The 14,653-nt window shown below is 72.1% G+C and carries 17 protein-coding genes; 9 read left to right on the plus strand and 8 right to left on the minus strand.

The features are described from left to right. Positions 1–6: 6 nt before the first annotated feature. Genes ACFV9D_RS01705 through ACFV9D_RS01720 form a run of 4 tightly spaced genes read right to left on the minus strand, consistent with a single transcriptional unit; the run spans position 7 to position 2,507 of the window. Positions 7–600, minus strand: coding sequence for an ATP/GTP-binding protein (locus tag ACFV9D_RS01705; protein WP_385139251.1), 594 nt, complete (start codon positions 598–600; stop codon positions 7–9). Then, positions 575–952 carry a DUF742 domain-containing protein gene (locus ACFV9D_RS01710; RefSeq protein ID WP_385139254.1) on the minus strand — a complete coding sequence of 126 codons (378 nt, stop codon included), beginning with the start codon at positions 950–952 and terminating at the stop codon, positions 575–577. The genes ACFV9D_RS01705 and ACFV9D_RS01710 overlap by 26 nt, the downstream gene beginning before the upstream one ends. Further along, positions 949–1,350, minus strand: coding sequence for a roadblock/LC7 domain-containing protein (locus ACFV9D_RS01715; RefSeq protein WP_385139257.1), 402 nt, complete (start codon positions 1,348–1,350; stop codon positions 949–951). The genes ACFV9D_RS01710 and ACFV9D_RS01715 overlap by 4 nt, the downstream gene beginning before the upstream one ends. Then, positions 1,347–2,507 (minus strand): ATP-binding protein, encoded by a 1,161-nt coding sequence (locus tag ACFV9D_RS01720; protein ID WP_385139260.1) that lies wholly within the window; start codon positions 2,505–2,507, stop codon positions 1,347–1,349. Before ACFV9D_RS01720 ends, ACFV9D_RS01715 begins: the two co-directional genes overlap by 4 nt. Before the next feature lie 438 nt (positions 2,508–2,945). Here ACFV9D_RS01720 and ACFV9D_RS01725 point away from each other — a divergent pair, with 438 nt between their 5' ends. Both ACFV9D_RS01725 and ACFV9D_RS01730 read left to right on the plus strand, forming a co-directional pair. After that, complete coding sequence (locus ACFV9D_RS01725; RefSeq protein WP_385139263.1) at positions 2,946–3,239, plus strand: ArsR/SmtB family transcription factor; 294 nt, start codon at positions 2,946–2,948, stop codon at positions 3,237–3,239. Then, the gene (locus ACFV9D_RS01730; protein WP_385139266.1) at positions 3,236–3,625 is read left to right on the plus strand and encodes a VOC family protein; all 390 of its coding nucleotides are present in this window, start codon (positions 3,236–3,238) and stop codon (positions 3,623–3,625) included. Before ACFV9D_RS01725 ends, ACFV9D_RS01730 begins: the two co-directional genes overlap by 4 nt. A 78-nt stretch (positions 3,626–3,703) precedes the next feature. On the opposite strand, the gene ACFV9D_RS01735 is transcribed toward ACFV9D_RS01730, so the two are convergent. Next, positions 3,704–4,894, minus strand: a complete 1,191-nt coding sequence (locus ACFV9D_RS01735; protein ID WP_385139269.1) for an MBL fold metallo-hydrolase — start codon at positions 4,892–4,894, stop codon at positions 3,704–3,706. 119 nt (positions 4,895–5,013) lie between these two features. On the opposite strand from ACFV9D_RS01735, the gene ACFV9D_RS01740 reads away from it, so the two are divergent. After that, complete coding sequence (locus ACFV9D_RS01740; protein WP_385139272.1) at positions 5,014–6,192, plus strand: Glu/Leu/Phe/Val dehydrogenase dimerization domain-containing protein; 1,179 nt, start codon at positions 5,014–5,016, stop codon at positions 6,190–6,192. 90 nt (positions 6,193–6,282) lie between these two features. Next, complete coding sequence (locus tag ACFV9D_RS01745) at positions 6,283–6,912, plus strand: TetR/AcrR family transcriptional regulator (protein WP_385139275.1); 630 nt, start codon at positions 6,283–6,285, stop codon at positions 6,910–6,912. Between the two features lie 121 nt (positions 6,913–7,033). On the opposite strand, the gene ACFV9D_RS01750 is transcribed toward ACFV9D_RS01745, so the two are convergent. Continuing rightward, complete coding sequence (locus ACFV9D_RS01750; protein ID WP_385139278.1) at positions 7,034–8,083, minus strand: DUF6745 domain-containing protein; 1,050 nt, start codon at positions 8,081–8,083, stop codon at positions 7,034–7,036. A gap of 11 nt (positions 8,084–8,094) precedes the next feature. Further along, positions 8,095–8,421, minus strand: coding sequence for a hypothetical protein (locus ACFV9D_RS01755; protein WP_385139281.1), 327 nt, complete (start codon positions 8,419–8,421; stop codon positions 8,095–8,097). A 168-nt stretch (positions 8,422–8,589) separates the two neighbouring features. On the opposite strand from ACFV9D_RS01755, the gene ACFV9D_RS01760 reads away from it, so the two are divergent. The 5 genes from ACFV9D_RS01760 to ACFV9D_RS01780 are packed head-to-tail and all read left to right on the plus strand — an operon-like array spanning position 8,590 to position 13,804. After that, positions 8,590–9,549: an STM4015 family protein gene (locus tag ACFV9D_RS01760; protein ID WP_385139284.1), complete on the plus strand. Its 960-nt coding sequence runs from the start codon at positions 8,590–8,592 to the stop codon at positions 9,547–9,549. Continuing rightward, a complete protein-coding gene (locus tag ACFV9D_RS01765; RefSeq protein WP_385139287.1) occupies positions 9,546–10,766 on the plus strand; it encodes an STM4014 family protein in 1,221 nt (406 codons plus the stop codon). Before ACFV9D_RS01760 ends, ACFV9D_RS01765 begins: the two co-directional genes overlap by 4 nt. Before the next feature lie 20 nt (positions 10,767–10,786). Next, positions 10,787–11,608: an STM4013/SEN3800 family hydrolase gene (locus tag ACFV9D_RS01770; protein ID WP_385139427.1), complete on the plus strand. Its 822-nt coding sequence runs from the start codon at positions 10,787–10,789 to the stop codon at positions 11,606–11,608. Next, a complete protein-coding gene (locus ACFV9D_RS01775) occupies positions 11,605–12,936 on the plus strand; it encodes an STM4012 family radical SAM protein (RefSeq protein WP_385139290.1) in 1,332 nt (443 codons plus the stop codon). The genes ACFV9D_RS01770 and ACFV9D_RS01775 overlap by 4 nt, the downstream gene beginning before the upstream one ends. A 13-nt stretch (positions 12,937–12,949) precedes the next feature. After that, positions 12,950–13,804, plus strand: a complete 855-nt coding sequence (locus ACFV9D_RS01780) for an STM4011 family radical SAM protein (protein ID WP_385139292.1) — start codon at positions 12,950–12,952, stop codon at positions 13,802–13,804. On the opposite strand, the gene ACFV9D_RS01785 is transcribed toward ACFV9D_RS01780, so the two are convergent. After that, positions 13,791–14,585 (minus strand): SGNH/GDSL hydrolase family protein, encoded by a 795-nt coding sequence (locus tag ACFV9D_RS01785; protein ID WP_385139295.1) that lies wholly within the window; start codon positions 14,583–14,585, stop codon positions 13,791–13,793. The genes ACFV9D_RS01780 and ACFV9D_RS01785 overlap by 14 nt on opposite strands. Positions 14,586–14,653: the final 68 nt, after the last annotated feature.

Genomic DNA, 14,653 nt, shown 5'->3' on the forward strand with positions numbered 1-14,653 from the left:
CTGTTCCTAGTGAGCGCGGTCCAGCAGATGCCGGACGAGTGTGATCAGCGCGTCCGCGGACGACTGCTCGTCGCGCGCGTCGCAGGTGACGACCGGGGTGTCGTCGAGCAGGTCCAGCGCCTCGCGCAGCGCCCGTTCCTCCCGATCCGCCGTGCCGTCGAAGCGGTTGACGGCGATCGCGTAGTCGAGGCCGTACTGCTCGATCAGGTCGATCACGGCGAAGGAGTCCGCCAGCCGCTCGGGGTCGACCAGCACCAGCGCCCCGAGCGCGCCGCGCGCCATGTCCTCCCACATCTGCACGAAGCGCTGCTGACCCGGCGTTCCGAACAGGTACAGCACGACGCGATCGCTGATGGTCAGACGCCCGAAGTCCATGGCCACCGTGGTGGTGGTCTTGGTCCGGACCCCCTTGAGGTCGTCGAAGGACTCGCCGGCGCGGGTCATCGTCTCCTCGGTGGACAGCGGAGGGATCTCCGATATCGCACCGATGAAGGTGGTCTTGCCGACGGCGAAGTGACCGACCACGAGGATCTTCACGGCGATCTGCGTCGCTCCGCCGCGGACGTACGCCTGCTCACCCAAACTTGGTGCGGAGACCATTCAGCACCTCCTCGAGGATGTCTCGGTCCGCGAGCGCGGCACGCTGCACGGGCGGGCGGGTGATGAGGTACCCGCCCTCGGTGAGAGCGGAGAGGAGGATCTTCACCACACCCATGGGCAGCCGCGTGTGCCCCGCGATCTCGGCGACCGAGAGGTAGCCGGCGGTGCACAGGTCCAGCAGGCTCTGCTCCTCGGGAGAGAGTCGGGTGGGACGCTGCTGGTGGTCGGCGGCCGCGGTGACCAGGGTGATCAGGGAGAGCTGCTCCTCGTCGGGCAGGCCGCGTCCCTTGGTGATGACGTACGGTCGAACTAATTCCGCGGCCTCGGGCTCCAGTTCGCCGAAATTGTTCATGAGCGGACGCCGAGGTTCTCGCGCGGCGGCGTCGTCAGGGCCTTGCCCAGCTGGCCGACGAGCTGCTGCATCCGGAACGTGATGTCCTGCATGTCGACGTCCGGCGAGGCCGAGACGCCGAGATACGCGCCCTCCCCGGCGGAGATCAGGAAGACCCAGCCGCCGTCGAACTCGACCAGCGTCTGCCGCCACCGCAGGTGGCCGCCGTCGACGAAGAACCCGAGCGAGCGGCTGAGCGACTGCACGCCGCTCATCGCGGCGGCGACCGTGTCCGCGTTGTCCTTGTCGAAGCCCTTCGTCCGGGCCATCAACAGACCGTCGGCGGAGACCAGGACCGCGTGCAGCGCCCCGGGTATCTCCAAGGCGCTGTCAAGCATCCATGACAGATCGTCGTTCACGAGACCTCATGCCCTTCGCTGCTCGCATCACGTGTGGTGCTCGTTGCATCCGCCGAGTCCGGGCGGGTGGCCCGTCCGGATTGCGTGCCCCGCTGGAAGGCCCCCATGATCGCCGCGGTTTCCGCGCCGGAGCGGGCCGCCGCGGGCGCGCCCGTGCCGCCGGGCACGATGGCCATCGGCCGCTTGCGACGACGCTTCGGCAGACCGTCGCCGGTCGAGGGCACGGTCGCCGCGGATTCGGAGCCGTTCGGGTCCGTCGCGGGGGCGGCGGGGGCGGCCGGGGTCTTCTTCTCCGGCATGCCGGTGAGCAGCTCGTGCGGGAGGAGGAGGACCGCGCGCACGCCTCCGTACGGTGAGCTGGAGTCCACGGACACCTCGAATCCGAAGCGCTCGCAGAGCACGCCGATGACCGCGAAACCGAACTGCGGGGGGCTGCCGAGCCCTGAGACGCCGGAGACCCGCTCGCTCGAGAGGAGCTTCGCGGCCTTGGCCCGCTCCTCGTCGTTCATGCCGACGCCGGCATCGTCGACGACGATGCAGATGCCCTTGGGCACGGTACGAATGTTGATCTCGACCACGGTGTCGGGGCTGGAGTAACTGGTGGCGTTGTCGAGCATCTCGGCGAGAGCCAGTGCCACCGGTTCGACGGCCCGGCTGGTGATGCCGAAGTCGACCTGCGAAAGGATCTCCACGCGCCGGAAGTGCCGGATCCTGCCCTGCGCGCTGCGGACCACGTCATAGACCGAGGCGACGTCGCGCTGTCGCCCCAGCCAGCCGTCACACAGCACGGCGATGGACTGAGCACGCCGTCCGAACTGGGAGTTCGTGTGGTCGATCTCCAGGAGATCCTGGAGGATCACGGACTCACCGTATTTGCTCTGCAGTCCGGAGATGACCGACTGCTGCTCGGCGGCGAGGCCCTGAAGCGTCCGCATCGCGGACTTGAGGACCGTCTTCGTCGCGTCCTGGGCTCGCTCCTTCTCGGCCTCGACGGATTTCGAGAAGCTGCTCTCCAGCTCGGTGTAATGGGCCTTGGTCTCTTCGATCTCACGCCGCAGCGCCCGTGTCGCCCTGCGCTGGCGAACGATGACGGCGACCGCGCCGATGACGGCGACGAGGAGGACCCAGAGCACTGGGTTCTGTGCGTAATGCGTCATAAGACTCTCTTCAGGCGACTGACGGCCAGCTGCTGAATTCCGTCCATGCGGGGTGGACCGGCGGACCGTCCGTACCGGGGGCACCGCCCGGATGGCCGTCGTGGTCTGAGCTGTCGTCTTGCGCCCACCCGCCGCCCCCACAAGCGCGATGATCGTATCACCGAGCAACGAACAGGTGACCGATCGTCAATAGCGCCACACCGTTGGGACATTCACCCTGTGAAGAGGCCACGCGGCACGTCACTCGACACGCCACTCGCCCCCCGATCCGGTTCGCCACGATCGTCCACACTCATGCATCGCCACGCGCCCGAGAGGACCCGAGCCGGACAACTGGGCTTCGCATCTCGTACCGCCCGCGTTCACCCTCCCCCCGATCAGGCGATGCCAGGACACCCCGTTTGATAGGCAAGCCGTCACTTGCCTATGGTGGTGGTCATGACGGAGGATGTCTTCAAGGCACTGGCCGACCCCACCCGTCGGCGCATCCTTGACGAGCTGGTGGAACGGGACGGCCAGACGCTTTTCGAAATATGCGCGCGGCTGGTGACCAAGCACGGTCTGGGGCTGTCCCGCCAGGCGATCAGTCAGCACCTGGCCGTACTGGAGTCCGCCGGCCTGGTCCATACGCGGCGCCAGGGCCGCTACAAGTTCCACGATCTGAACACCGAACCCCTTGAGCGCATCCTGACCCGGTGGCTCAGGCCCGACACACCGGAGAGCACCCCATGAGGATCCACCTGACCCCGATCTACGTCGACGACCAGGACAAGGCGCTGCGCTTCTACACCGACGTGCTCGGCTTCGAGAAGAAGCACGAGATCCCCCTGGGCGCGGCCCGCTGGCTGACCGTGGTCTCTCCGGAGAACCCTGACGGGACCGAACTGCTCCTCGAGCCGTCCCAGGGTCACCCCGCGGTGAAGCCGTACCGGGACGCGATGTTCGACGACGGCATCCCGCTCGCCTCCTTCGCCGTGGACGACGTCCAGGCGGAATTCGACCGGCTGCGCGGGCTCGGGGTGCACTTCACCCAGGAGCCGCTGGAGATGGGCCCGGTCACCACCGCGGTCCTGGACGACACCTGCGGCAACCTGATCCAGCTCGTGCACAGCAAGTAGGCGCGCGAGCGGGAAGGCGCGCTCGGTACGCGGCGGCCGGCGCCGCCTCGCGCGCCGGCCGCCCTCCTACGGTCCGCCCTACCGCTCGCCGGCGAGGTCGAGGTCTCCCCGGGCGGCCGGAGAAGGTTCCTTCGGGGTGCGCCACGCATGGGCGACGGGTGCGGACACGCCTCGCCACCACGGGTCCGCCGGGAGCTTGCCGGAGGGCTCGAAGGGCTCTCCGGGCCGGGGGGACGCGACCGCCTGTCCGGCCTCCGCACCGGCGTCGCTCGTCCACTCGCCGGGCTCCGCCCACGCGTGCGGGGCGAGATTGAAGGTGCCCCAGTGGATCGGCAGCAGCACGCCGTGCGGGCTGCCGCCCTGGAGGTCGAGGTGGGCCCGCATGCCCTCGGCGGGCGTCATGTGGATGTCGGGCCAGTACTCGCTGTACGCCCCGATCTGGATCATGGTCGCGTCGAAGGGGCCGTGCGCGGCGCCGATCTCGGCGAAGCCGGGGAAGTAGCCCGTGTCACCGCTGTGGTAGATCCGGTGCTCGGGGCCCGCGACGGCCCAGGACGCCCAGAGGGTGTGCTGGGTGTTGCGCAGACCGCGGCCGCAGAAGTGGCGGGCGGGCGTCGCGGTGAGCCGCAGCTCGCCGATCTCGGTTGACTCGTTCCAGTCCAGCTCGCGCAGACGCGAGGCCGGTACGCCCCAGCGCTCCAGATGCGCGCCGACGCCCAGCGGGACCGCGAAGACCGTGTCCGTCGAGGCCAGGGCCTTGATCGTGGGGAGATCGAGGTGGTCGTAGTGGTCGTGGGAGATCACGACGACGTCGACCGGGCCGAGTGCGGCGAGCGGCAGCGGCACGGGGTGCAGGCGCTTGGGCCCCGCGAAGGCGAAGGGCGAGCAGCGGTCGCCCCAGACCGGGTCGAAGAGAACCCGGTGGCCGTCGATCTCCGCGAGGACGCTGGAGTGCCCCATCCACGTGAGGCGGAGCCCCGAGACCGGCGGTTTGGCCAGGTCGGCCAGGGTGGTCGCATGGACGGGGATCGTGCCGGTGGGCGCGCGGCGCGCCCGCGCTTCCTTCTGGAAGTAGATCTTGGCGAACTCGACGGTGGAACCGGACGGCCGGGTCCGGGCGGCGACGGGGTTCTGGAAGACGCCGTCGGCGAAGTTCGGCGAGCGCCGGATGCGCTCCATGCGCTCCCCGGCCGGGTCGGCGCCGAAGGCCTCGGGCCGCAGTGCGCGCAGGCGGGCCCGCAGCGAGTGGTCGGAGCCGGTGCCGGTCACGGAGCCTCCTGGTGGTCGGTGTCGTTCCATTATGAGCGGCCCGCCCCGCTACCGGCCGGGACAATGGGTGATACTGAACCGCTGTTCAGTAACGTCGAACCGAGTCCCGGAGTGCCCCCATGAGCGCCGCCCCCCTGCTGTCCGTCGGCTGGACCGACCACGTGACCGGCCGCCGCGGGCATCTGGTCGTCGACCGGCTGGTGCGCGGGGTGGCCAGCGGCGGGCTGCGGATGCGCGAGGGCTGTACGGCCGAGGAGGTCGCCGGGCTCGCCCGTGGCATGACCATGAAGGAGGCTCTGCATTACGACCCGAGCAGCCGGTACGTCCCGCTGGGCGGCGCCAAGGGCGGCATCGACTGCGACCCGCGCTCCCCCGAGGCGTACGGCGTGCTGGTCCGCTACCTGCGGGCGATGCGCCCGTACATCGAGCGCTTCTGGACCACGGGCGAGGATCTGGGGCTGACGCAGGACCTGGTCGACCGGGCGGCGGCGGAGGCCGGGCTCGTCTCCTCGATCCAGGCGGTGTACCCGCTCCTGGAGGACGAGGAGGCGGCCCGGCAGCGGCTCGCCGACGCCTTCGCGGTGGAGGTGGACGGGATCGGGCTCGACGAGCTCGTGGGCGGCTGCGGGGTCGCCGAGTCGGTCCTCGTGGCCCTGGACCGGGCGGGCCTGCCGTACGCCGGGACGCGGGTCTCGGTCCAGGGCCTGGGAACCATGGGCGGGGCCACCGCCCGCTTCCTGGACCGGGCCGGACTCACCGTGGTGGCGGTCGCCGACGTGAAGGGAACGATCGTCAACCCGGACGGCCTCGACGTCGAGGCGCTCCTCGCGGCCCGCGACGCGCACGGGACCGTGGACCGCTCGGCGCTGCGGCCCGGTGACCGGGAGGAGGCCGGCGACGCCTGGCTGGCGGCCGACGCGGACGTCCTGGTCCCGGCTGCCGTCTCGTACGCGATCGACGCCGAGGGTCAGGGCCGGATCCGGGCCCGGTGGATCGTGGAGGCGGCCAACATGCCGGTCCTCCCCGAGGCGGAGGAGCTGCTCGCCGCGCGCGGCGTCCTGGTCCTCCCGGACGTCGTCGTCAATTCCGGCACCAACGCCTGGTGGTGGTGGACGCTCTTCGGCGACATCGGGGCGGACGCGGGCGAGGCCTTCGCACACACCCGCCGGGCCATGCGGTCCCTGGTCGGCCGGATGCTGGACCGCGCGGAGGCGGACGGCAGCACTCCGCGCGCGGCGGCGCACGCGCTGGTGGAGGAGCGGCTTCCGGAGATCGCCGAGCGGTACGGCTGGTACTGACGCGGCCGACACCGCCTGTGACAGTGCCCGTGCCCCGCGCAGCCTCGTAAATGATCATGCCCGTGTCATGTGCTGTGTAGTCTGACCGACGTGGCGAGAGTGCGGTTGAGCGTGGCGGAACGGCAGGAGGAACTGCTCCGGGCCGCCGTCGAGCAGATCGAGGAACGGGGAGTGGCGGCCGTCAGGATCGCCGACGTGGCCTCGGCGCTCGGCGTCAGCAACGCGCTCGTGCTCTACCACTTCTCGACCAAGGAGAAGCTCGTCGCCGCGGCCTTCGGCTACGCCGCCGAGGCCGACCTGGCGCATCTGCGCCGCCTCATCGGACGGCGGACCACGGCCCTGCGCCGGCTGCGCGCGGCCGTCCGCTGGTACGCCCCGACCGGGCAGGCCAAGGGCTGGCGGCTGTGGATCGAGGGCTGGGCGGCCTGCCTGCGCGAACCGGCGTTGCGCGAGGTCGCCGGTGCGCTCGACCAGCAGTGGAAGTCCGCCCTGACGCAGGTGATCGCCGAGGGCGCGGCGGCCGGCGAGTTCCCCTGCCCGGACCCGGCCGCCGCGGCCTGGCGGCTGACCGCCTTCCTGGACGGGCTCGCCGTGCAGATGACCTCGTACGCCGGCTCGCTCTCGCGCGCCGCCATGCTGGAGTGGGCCGACGCCGCACTGGCCCGGGAACTCGGCCTGCCCTCCCTGGACGGCGCCGGACCGCCGTCCGCCCAGCCCTAGCCGGCGGCCTGCGGCAGGCGCCGGCGTCTGGGGTCCGGCGTTGGGCGTCCGGCGTCCGGCGGGCACACCCAGCCCCACCCCCGGCGCCACCTCCCTCTCGCCACTCCTGCCCGGCACCCGCTCAGGTCTGCACGAGAGGTTCGTACGCCTCCTCCTCGAGCCCGAACGTCCAGGCGACCCCCTGCCGCGCGGTCCTCGTCCCCGGTGGCACTCTCAGCCAGTACGTACGGAAGGTGCCGTCCGGCTCCGGGGTCGCGTTGATCACCTCGACCATGGCCACGTCCTCGTCGTCGGCCAGGTCGATGCGCCACAGCACGCCCGTCTCGTCCCGGTCCACCGGCCGGGCTCCGGACTCGGCGAGATACCGGTCGTAGCCGAAGTACTCCAGCATCACGCGCCGCAGTTCGGCGTTCTCCTCGGCACGTATCCGCTCCGGGGTGAGCCCGTCCAGTTCGGCGAGGAACTCGGCCGGCACCGACATGCCCCGCCAGGCGTACAGCGCGAAGCCGTCGCGGTAGGCGAGTGCCGGGCCGTCGCCCCGGTCCAGGCGTCCGGCCTCGTCCCGGTACAGCTCGGCGGGGCGTTCGCACAGGACCACCGCGTTCTCGTACGGCCACCACCAGCCCGCGTGCTCGGCGACCGCGGCGAGCCCGGCGAGACGCTCGCCACGGCCGTCGAAGGCGGCGAGCCAGGCCGCGTCGTGCTGGCCGAGGACCGCGTCGAGCAGCACCAGGCGCACGGCCGCGGCCTCGCCGGGCGCAGCGGCGAGATCGTCCACCACGGCGGACCGTATCCGGTCGGCGAGAGCCCGCGTGGTGTCCCAGAGCCTGGCCCCGGTGCTCGTCCACAGAGCGGTCCAGCCGCCCGCGCCGAGCTCGTCGTGCGCCCGGCGCCGCTCCTCGGCCCAGGGCCGGGTGCGGACCTCGTCCCGCACCGAGCGCCCCGCGCCCGGCAGTTCGCGTACGACCGTGACAGCCGCCCGGGGCGAGTCCGCCCAGACGATCCGCTCCGGCGCCGCGAGCCCGGCCGTGCGGTAGGCGAGCCGCACCCCGGCCTCCGCGGCCGCTCGGTCGGCCGCTCCGGTGGCGGCCGCGACGGCCCGCCACCTGTCCACCGTGTTCGGCGCCCCGACCATCTCCGCGCCCATCTCCCCGCTCACCTCTCCGTTCATCTCTCCCCCTGTCAGTCCGCGACGATCCGGTACGCGCCCGGCGTGTACTCCCGCTGCCGCACCACCCGGTACCAGCCCTTCGGCAGCGGGATCGGGGCGTGCTCCTCGTGCACCACCCGCCCGCCCGTGGGCAGTTCGAGCAGCAGGGGACCCAAGGGACCGGGCTCGCGCACCAGTCGGCCCGGCCCCGGGATCGCGTGGGCGTGACCGGTGACCTCGCCGAGCGCGAGGACCAGCCGCCCCCTGGCGTCTCTCGGTTCCCCCGCCGCGGCCTTCACGTGCTCGGGCACCGCGCTCTCCGCGACGGGCACGATCAGCACGTCTCCCTGCCGGTACATGGCTCTCCCCTCCGTGGTGAACACGCCGCGTGTCGACCACCCGTTCGACGCTAGAGGCGGCCACTGACAACGGCCTCCGGACCGCCCCCGGCGCTCGGCGTTGTCGGTGCGGCTTGGTAGAACTTCTCGCGTCAGCCGATCGAAGCCGTTCCGGTGTCTGGAGCACTCATGACCATTTCGGGATATCTGCAGGAGCTCAACGGCCTGCCCACGTTCGACTTCCCGGATCGTGACTCCACCGTCGAACTGCCGGACGCGGCATCCGTGGCCTGGCGTGTCTCCGCACCGACGTACTCCGAGCCCGGCGACGAGCAGTGGGAGCAGCTCTTCGCCCGATTCCTCGCGGACGTCGACACGGCTCGGGTCCGCGCGCTGGTCGTGGGTGGCTGGGACGAGGCGTACGAGACCTCGTCCGCCGAGATCGTCGCCGCCCTCGTCGCGGCCAAGGACCGGCTGCCCGCTCTCGAGGCGGTGTTCCTCGGTGACATGGGCTTCGAGGACTGTGAGATCTCCTGGATCCAGCAGTCCGACGTGACGCCTCTGCTCGCCGCCTACCCCGGCCTGCGGGAGTTCGGGGTGCGTGGTGGTTCGGAGCTCGCCTTCCCGGCGATTCGGCACGCCGGGCTGCGCACGCTCGTGGTGGAGTCGGGCGGTCTCGGTGCCGAGGTCGTGCGCGGCATCGCGGGCAGCGACCTGCCCGCCCTGGAGGATCTCGAACTGTGGCTCGGCACCGACGAGTACGGCGGTGACTCCTCGCTCGCCGACCTGGAGCCGCTGCTCGCCGGCACCCGCCTCCCCGCCCTGCGCCGTCTCGCGCTGCGCAACAGCGTCCTCCAGGACGAGATCGCCGCTGCCGTGGCCGGCGCCCCGGTGGTCGCCCGGCTCGATCGGCTCGACCTGTCGATGGGCACGCTCACCGACGAGGGCGCCGAGGCGCTGCTCGTGGGGCAGCCGCTGACGCACCTCTCTCACCTCGACCTCTCCCACCACTACCTGTCGGAGAAGATGAGCGAGCGGATCGTCGACGCCCTCACCCCGTACGGGGTGACCGTCGACGTCGATGACGCCCAGGAGGCGGAGGACGACGGCGACGGCGAGATCTACCGGTACGTCGCGGTCGCCGAATGACGCTCTCCCCGCCCCTCGCGCACCCCCGCCTCGTCGTGGTGGGCAACCCGGCCAACCGCCGCGTCGCGTACTTCCGCGACGCGGTGCGGGCGGCCGGGCTGCCCGAGGCGCGGGTCGAGCCCTGGCTCGACGTCCTGCGGGGCGGGGCGCGGTTCCACCCGGGCGAGACGGTCCGGCTGGAGTCGCCCGGCGAGGACCCGGACGTCGACCGGCTCCTGCGCGGCACGGACGACCCGACTCGGGTCGAGGGAACGGGCCGCTGGTACGGGGAGTTCACGGCCGCCACGGCGCGGCTCGCCCGGAGCGTCGGCGACGCCGGGGCGGTTCTGGTCGACGACCCCGCCGAGTTGGCGGTGCTCTTCGACAAGCGGCTCGCGCACGCCCGGCTTCGCGAGGCCATGGTCCCGGTGCCCCCGTCGCCGACGTCCGGGGCGGACGCCCCGCCCGTACGGGGCTGGGCGGACGTCCGCTCCCTGATGGCGGCGTCGGGGCTGCGCCGCGTGTTCGTGAAGCTCGCCCACGGTTCGTCCGCCTCGGGGGTCCTGGCCGTGGAGACGAACGGCGCCGGCCGGGTGCACGCCACCACCTCCGTGGAACGCGCCCCGGACGGGCGCCTCTTCAACTCCCTGCGGGTGCGCCGCTATACGACGGAGCGCGAGGTCGCCGCCATCGTGGACGCGCTCGCGCCCGACGGGCTGCACATCGAGCGCTGGCTGCCGAAGGCGGCACAGGGCGGCCGTGCCGCCGATCTGCGGGTGGTGGTGACCGCCGGCCGGGCCACCCATGCCGTCGTCCGGACCAGCCGTTCCCCCATGACCAATCTCCATCTGGGCGGTGCCCGGGGCGACCTGGGCGCCGTGCGCGCGGCGGTCGTCGCCGCCGGCGGCCGGTGGGCCGACGCGCTCGACGTGTGCGAGCGGGCCGCCGACGCCTTCCCCGGCACACAGTGCGTCGGCGTCGATCTGCTGCCTGCCGTCGGCTGGCGGCGCTTCGCCGTCGGCGAGGTCAACGCCTTCGGGGACCTTCTCCCCGGGCTCACCGGCCTGCCCGGAAGCGGCGCGGAGGGCATGGACACCTACGCGACCCAGGTCGCCGCGCTCCTCCGCAAAGACACCGCCCGCACCACTGACACCACCTGCTCCACCCGCTCCACCCGCACCACCCGCACCACCCGCACCACCCGCACCACCCGCACCACAGGAACGAGCACCGCGTGAACCAGCAGCCCGCAGCCGACATGAACGAGATCGTGGGCAGCCACGATCTCCTCCTGGTCACGCTCGACACGCTCCGGTACGACGTGGCGGCCGAACTCGCCGCCGCCGGCCGCATCCCGAACCTGGCCCGGCACCTCCCCGGCGGCCAGTGGGAGCGCCGGCACGCCCCCGGCAGCTTCACCTACGCCTCCCACCAGGCGATCTTCGCGGGCTTCCTGCCGACCCCGGCCGCCCCCGGCCCGCACCCGCGGCTCTTCGCGGCGCGGTTCGCGGGCAGCGAGTCCACCGCCGACGGCACCTTCGTCCACGACACCCCCGATCTCGTCTCCGGTCTCGCAAAGGAGGGCTACCGCACCGCGTGCGTCGGCGGCGTCGGCTTCTTCAACGGCCGGGGCCCCCTCGGCTCCGTACTGCCCGGCCTCTTCCAGGAGAGCCACTGGGAGCCCGGCTTCGGCGTCACCTCCCCCACCTCCTTCGAGTCCCAGGTGACCCGCGCCGAGGAGATCGTCGCCGCGCTCCCGCCCGAGCAGCGCCTGTTCCTCTTCGTGAACGTCTCCGCCCTGCACCAGCCCAACTGGTTCCATCTGCCCGGCGCAACCCGGGAGACCGGGGACAGCCGGGCCACGCACGCGGCTGCGCTGGAGTACGTCGACCGCCACATCGGGCGGCTCTTCGCCGCCATGAGCAGCCGCCGGAGCTGCTTCGCCATCGTCTGCTCCGACCACGGCACGGCGTACGGGGAGGACGGCTTCACCGGTCACCGGCTCGGCCACGAGGTCGTGTGGACGGTCCCGTACGCGCACTTCGTGCTGGCCGGCCCGGAGCGGGAGGCAGTCGCATGACCGAGGCGCCACGCCCGTACCAGAGCTATGTCTACGCCTACCCGCACAAGACCGCGTACCGGCAGCTCCCCGACCCCGCGCCCGGTCTCGCGGCGCTGTGGGCGGAGGAGCCGAAGGACGCCCTTTCCCTCTACGCGCACATACCGTTCTGCGAGGTCCGCTGCGGCTTCTGCAATCTCTTCACCCGGATCGGCGCCCCGGACGAGCTGACGACCCGCTACCTCGATGCCCTCGACCGCCAGGCGACCGCCGTCCGCGAGGCGCTCGGGGACGGCGCGCCGGTCCACTTCGCCACGGCGGCTTTCGGCGGCGGCACGCCCACGTTCCTCACCGCCGACGAGCTGACCCGGCTCTGCGACATCGCGGAGAAGCGGATGGGAGCGGACCTGCGGGCCGTCCCGCTGTCCGTGGAGACCTCGCCCTCGACCGCCACCGCCGACCGGCTCGCGGTCCTTGCCGATCGAGGAGCCACCCGCCTCAGCATCGGCGTGCAGAGCTTCGTCGAGGCGGAGGCCCGCGCCGCCGTGCGCCCCCAGCGCCGCGCCGATGTCGAGTCCGCGCTCGGCCGCATCCGGGACACGGGCGTGCCCGTCCTCAACATCGACCTGATCTACGGAATCGACGGCCAGACCGAACGGACCTGGGCGCAGTCCCTCGACGCGGCGCTCGCCTGGGCGCCCGAGGAGCTCTATCTCTACCCCCTCTACGTCCGCCCGCTCACCGGCCTCGGCCGACTCTCGCCCACCGCGGACCAGGAGTGGGACGAGCAGCGGCTGCGCCTGTACCGCCACGGCCGGGACCATCTGGTCGCGCACGGCTACGAGCAGGTGTCGATGCGGATGTTCCGGCGCGGCGACGCCCCGCCGCAGGGGGCCGACGACTACGCCTGCCAGACCGACGGGATGATCGGCCTGGGCTGCGGTGCCCGCTCGTACACCTCCTCGCTGCACTACTCCTTCGACTACGCCGTCGACATGAGGGAGGTCCGCTCCATCATCGACGCGTACACCGGGACGGAGGACTTCACTCGGGCCCAGGTGGGCAGGTGGGTCGACGTGGACGAGGCCCGCCGCCGCCATCTGCTCCAGTCCCTCCTCCAGGCCCGGGGCATGTCCACGGCCGGATACGAGGAGCGGTTCGGCACCTCGCCCTGCACCGATTTCCCCGCCGAACTGGGCCGGTTCGAGGCACTCGGCTGGCTTGATCCGGCGGCCCCCACCGGCCTGCTGCGGCTCTCCCCGGAGGGCCTGGCCCACTCGGACGCGCTCGGACCGGCGCTGTTCTCCCCGGCCGTACGGGCGGCGATGGCCGCCTACGAGCCGAAGTAGCGGGGGTGACCGGATGGACCTGACGATCCTCTACCGGGGCCCGCTCGCCTCCTGCGACTACGACTGTCCCTACTGTCCCTTCGCCAAGCGCCGGGACAGCCGCGAGCAGCTGCGCGCCGACCGGGCCGCGCTGGAACGGTTCTCCGCCTGGGCCGCCGGCCGGACCGGCGACCGGCTGCGGATCCTCTTCACCCCGTGGGGCGAGGGCCTCGTCCGGTCCTGGTACCGGCGCGCCCTCACCGAGCTGTCACGCCTCCCGCACATCGAGCGGGTGGCCATCCAGACGAATCTGAGCTGCCGCACCGACTGGCTCGCCGAGGCCGACCCCGCGACCCTCGCGCTCTGGTGCACGTACCACCCGGGGCAGACGCCGTACGACCGTTTCCTCGCCAAGTGCCGTGAGCTGGCCGCCCGGGGCACGCGTTTCAGCGTCGGGATCGTCGGCCTCCCGGAGCACGAGGAGCACGCCCGCCGACTGCGGGCGGACCTCCCGGCCCACGTCTATCTCTGGGTGAACGCGGCCGAGGGGCACACGTACACGGACGAGGAGGCCGAGGGCTGGACGGCCCTCGACCCCCTCTTCCCGTACAGCCGCCGCCCGCACCGCTCGGCCGGTCTCCCCTGCCGGACCGGCGAGTCGGTGATCTCGGTGGACGGCGACGGGACGGTGCGACGCTGTCACTTCGTGAAGGCCGAGCTCGGCAACCTGTACGACGGGTCGTACCGTGCCGCCCTGCGCCCCCGCGCCTGCCCCCTCGCCGTCTGCGACTGCCACATCGGCTACGTCCATCTGGAGACGCTGCCGCTGTACGACGTGTTCGCCGGCGGTGTCCTGGAACGGATCCCCGCCGTGCTCAGAGGGGCATGAGGTCGGGGCGCTTGGCCTCCACGTGATCCCCCGAGCTCTCGCCCCGCAGGCGCCGCCCGATCCACGGGACGAGGTACTCCTTGGCCCATTGGACGTCGTCGCGGCGCACCTCCAGAGTGCGCCTCGGCGGCAGCGGGGGCCACGGCTGGTCCGGGTCGGCGGGCACCTCCATGCCGAGGACCTGGGCTGCGCGCAGCGCGACCCGGGTGTGGCCCTCGGGCGAGAGGTGCAGTCGGTCGTCGTCCCAAGCCCGCCTGTCCTGCACCGACTTGAGCGACCACAGGTCCAGGACCGGGCAGTCGTAGCGGTCCGCGATGGCCCGCACATGAGCCGTGTACGTGGCGATCTTGCCGCGCAGATGGCGCAGCACGGGTACGTCGCGGGTGTCGAAGCCGGTCGTCACCATGACCGTGCCGACGGCAGAGGTCAGATCGGCGACGGCGCGCTCGAAACGCTCGGCGACGTCGTCCGGGTCGGTGCCCGGGCGGATGATGTCGTTGCCCCCCGCGCAGAAGCTCACCAGGTCGGGGGCGAGTTCCTTCGCCCTGGGGACCTGCTCCTCCACGATCTGGTCGAGGAGGCGGCCGCGTACGGCCAGGTTGGCGTAACGGAATGCGTCGTGCTCCGGCAGCTGGTCGGCGAGCAGGACCGCGAAGCGGTCCGCCCAGCCCACGTACTTCCCATCGGGCCCCGGGTCTCCGACACCCTCGGTGAAGCTGTCACCGATCGCCGCGTACGACCCGAATACGTCCATGTCTCTTGCTCTCGAATCGTCTGCCACGAGAGCTCATCTTTCCCTCACGGGTGTGACCTACGCGACCGTAAGGAGGGGTTGACGCCGGGTGAGAT

Origin of the sequence: Streptomyces sp. NPDC059875, from assembly GCF_042731085.1 — a bacterium.
Lineage (GTDB): Bacteria > Actinomycetota > Actinomycetes > Streptomycetales > Streptomycetaceae > Streptomyces.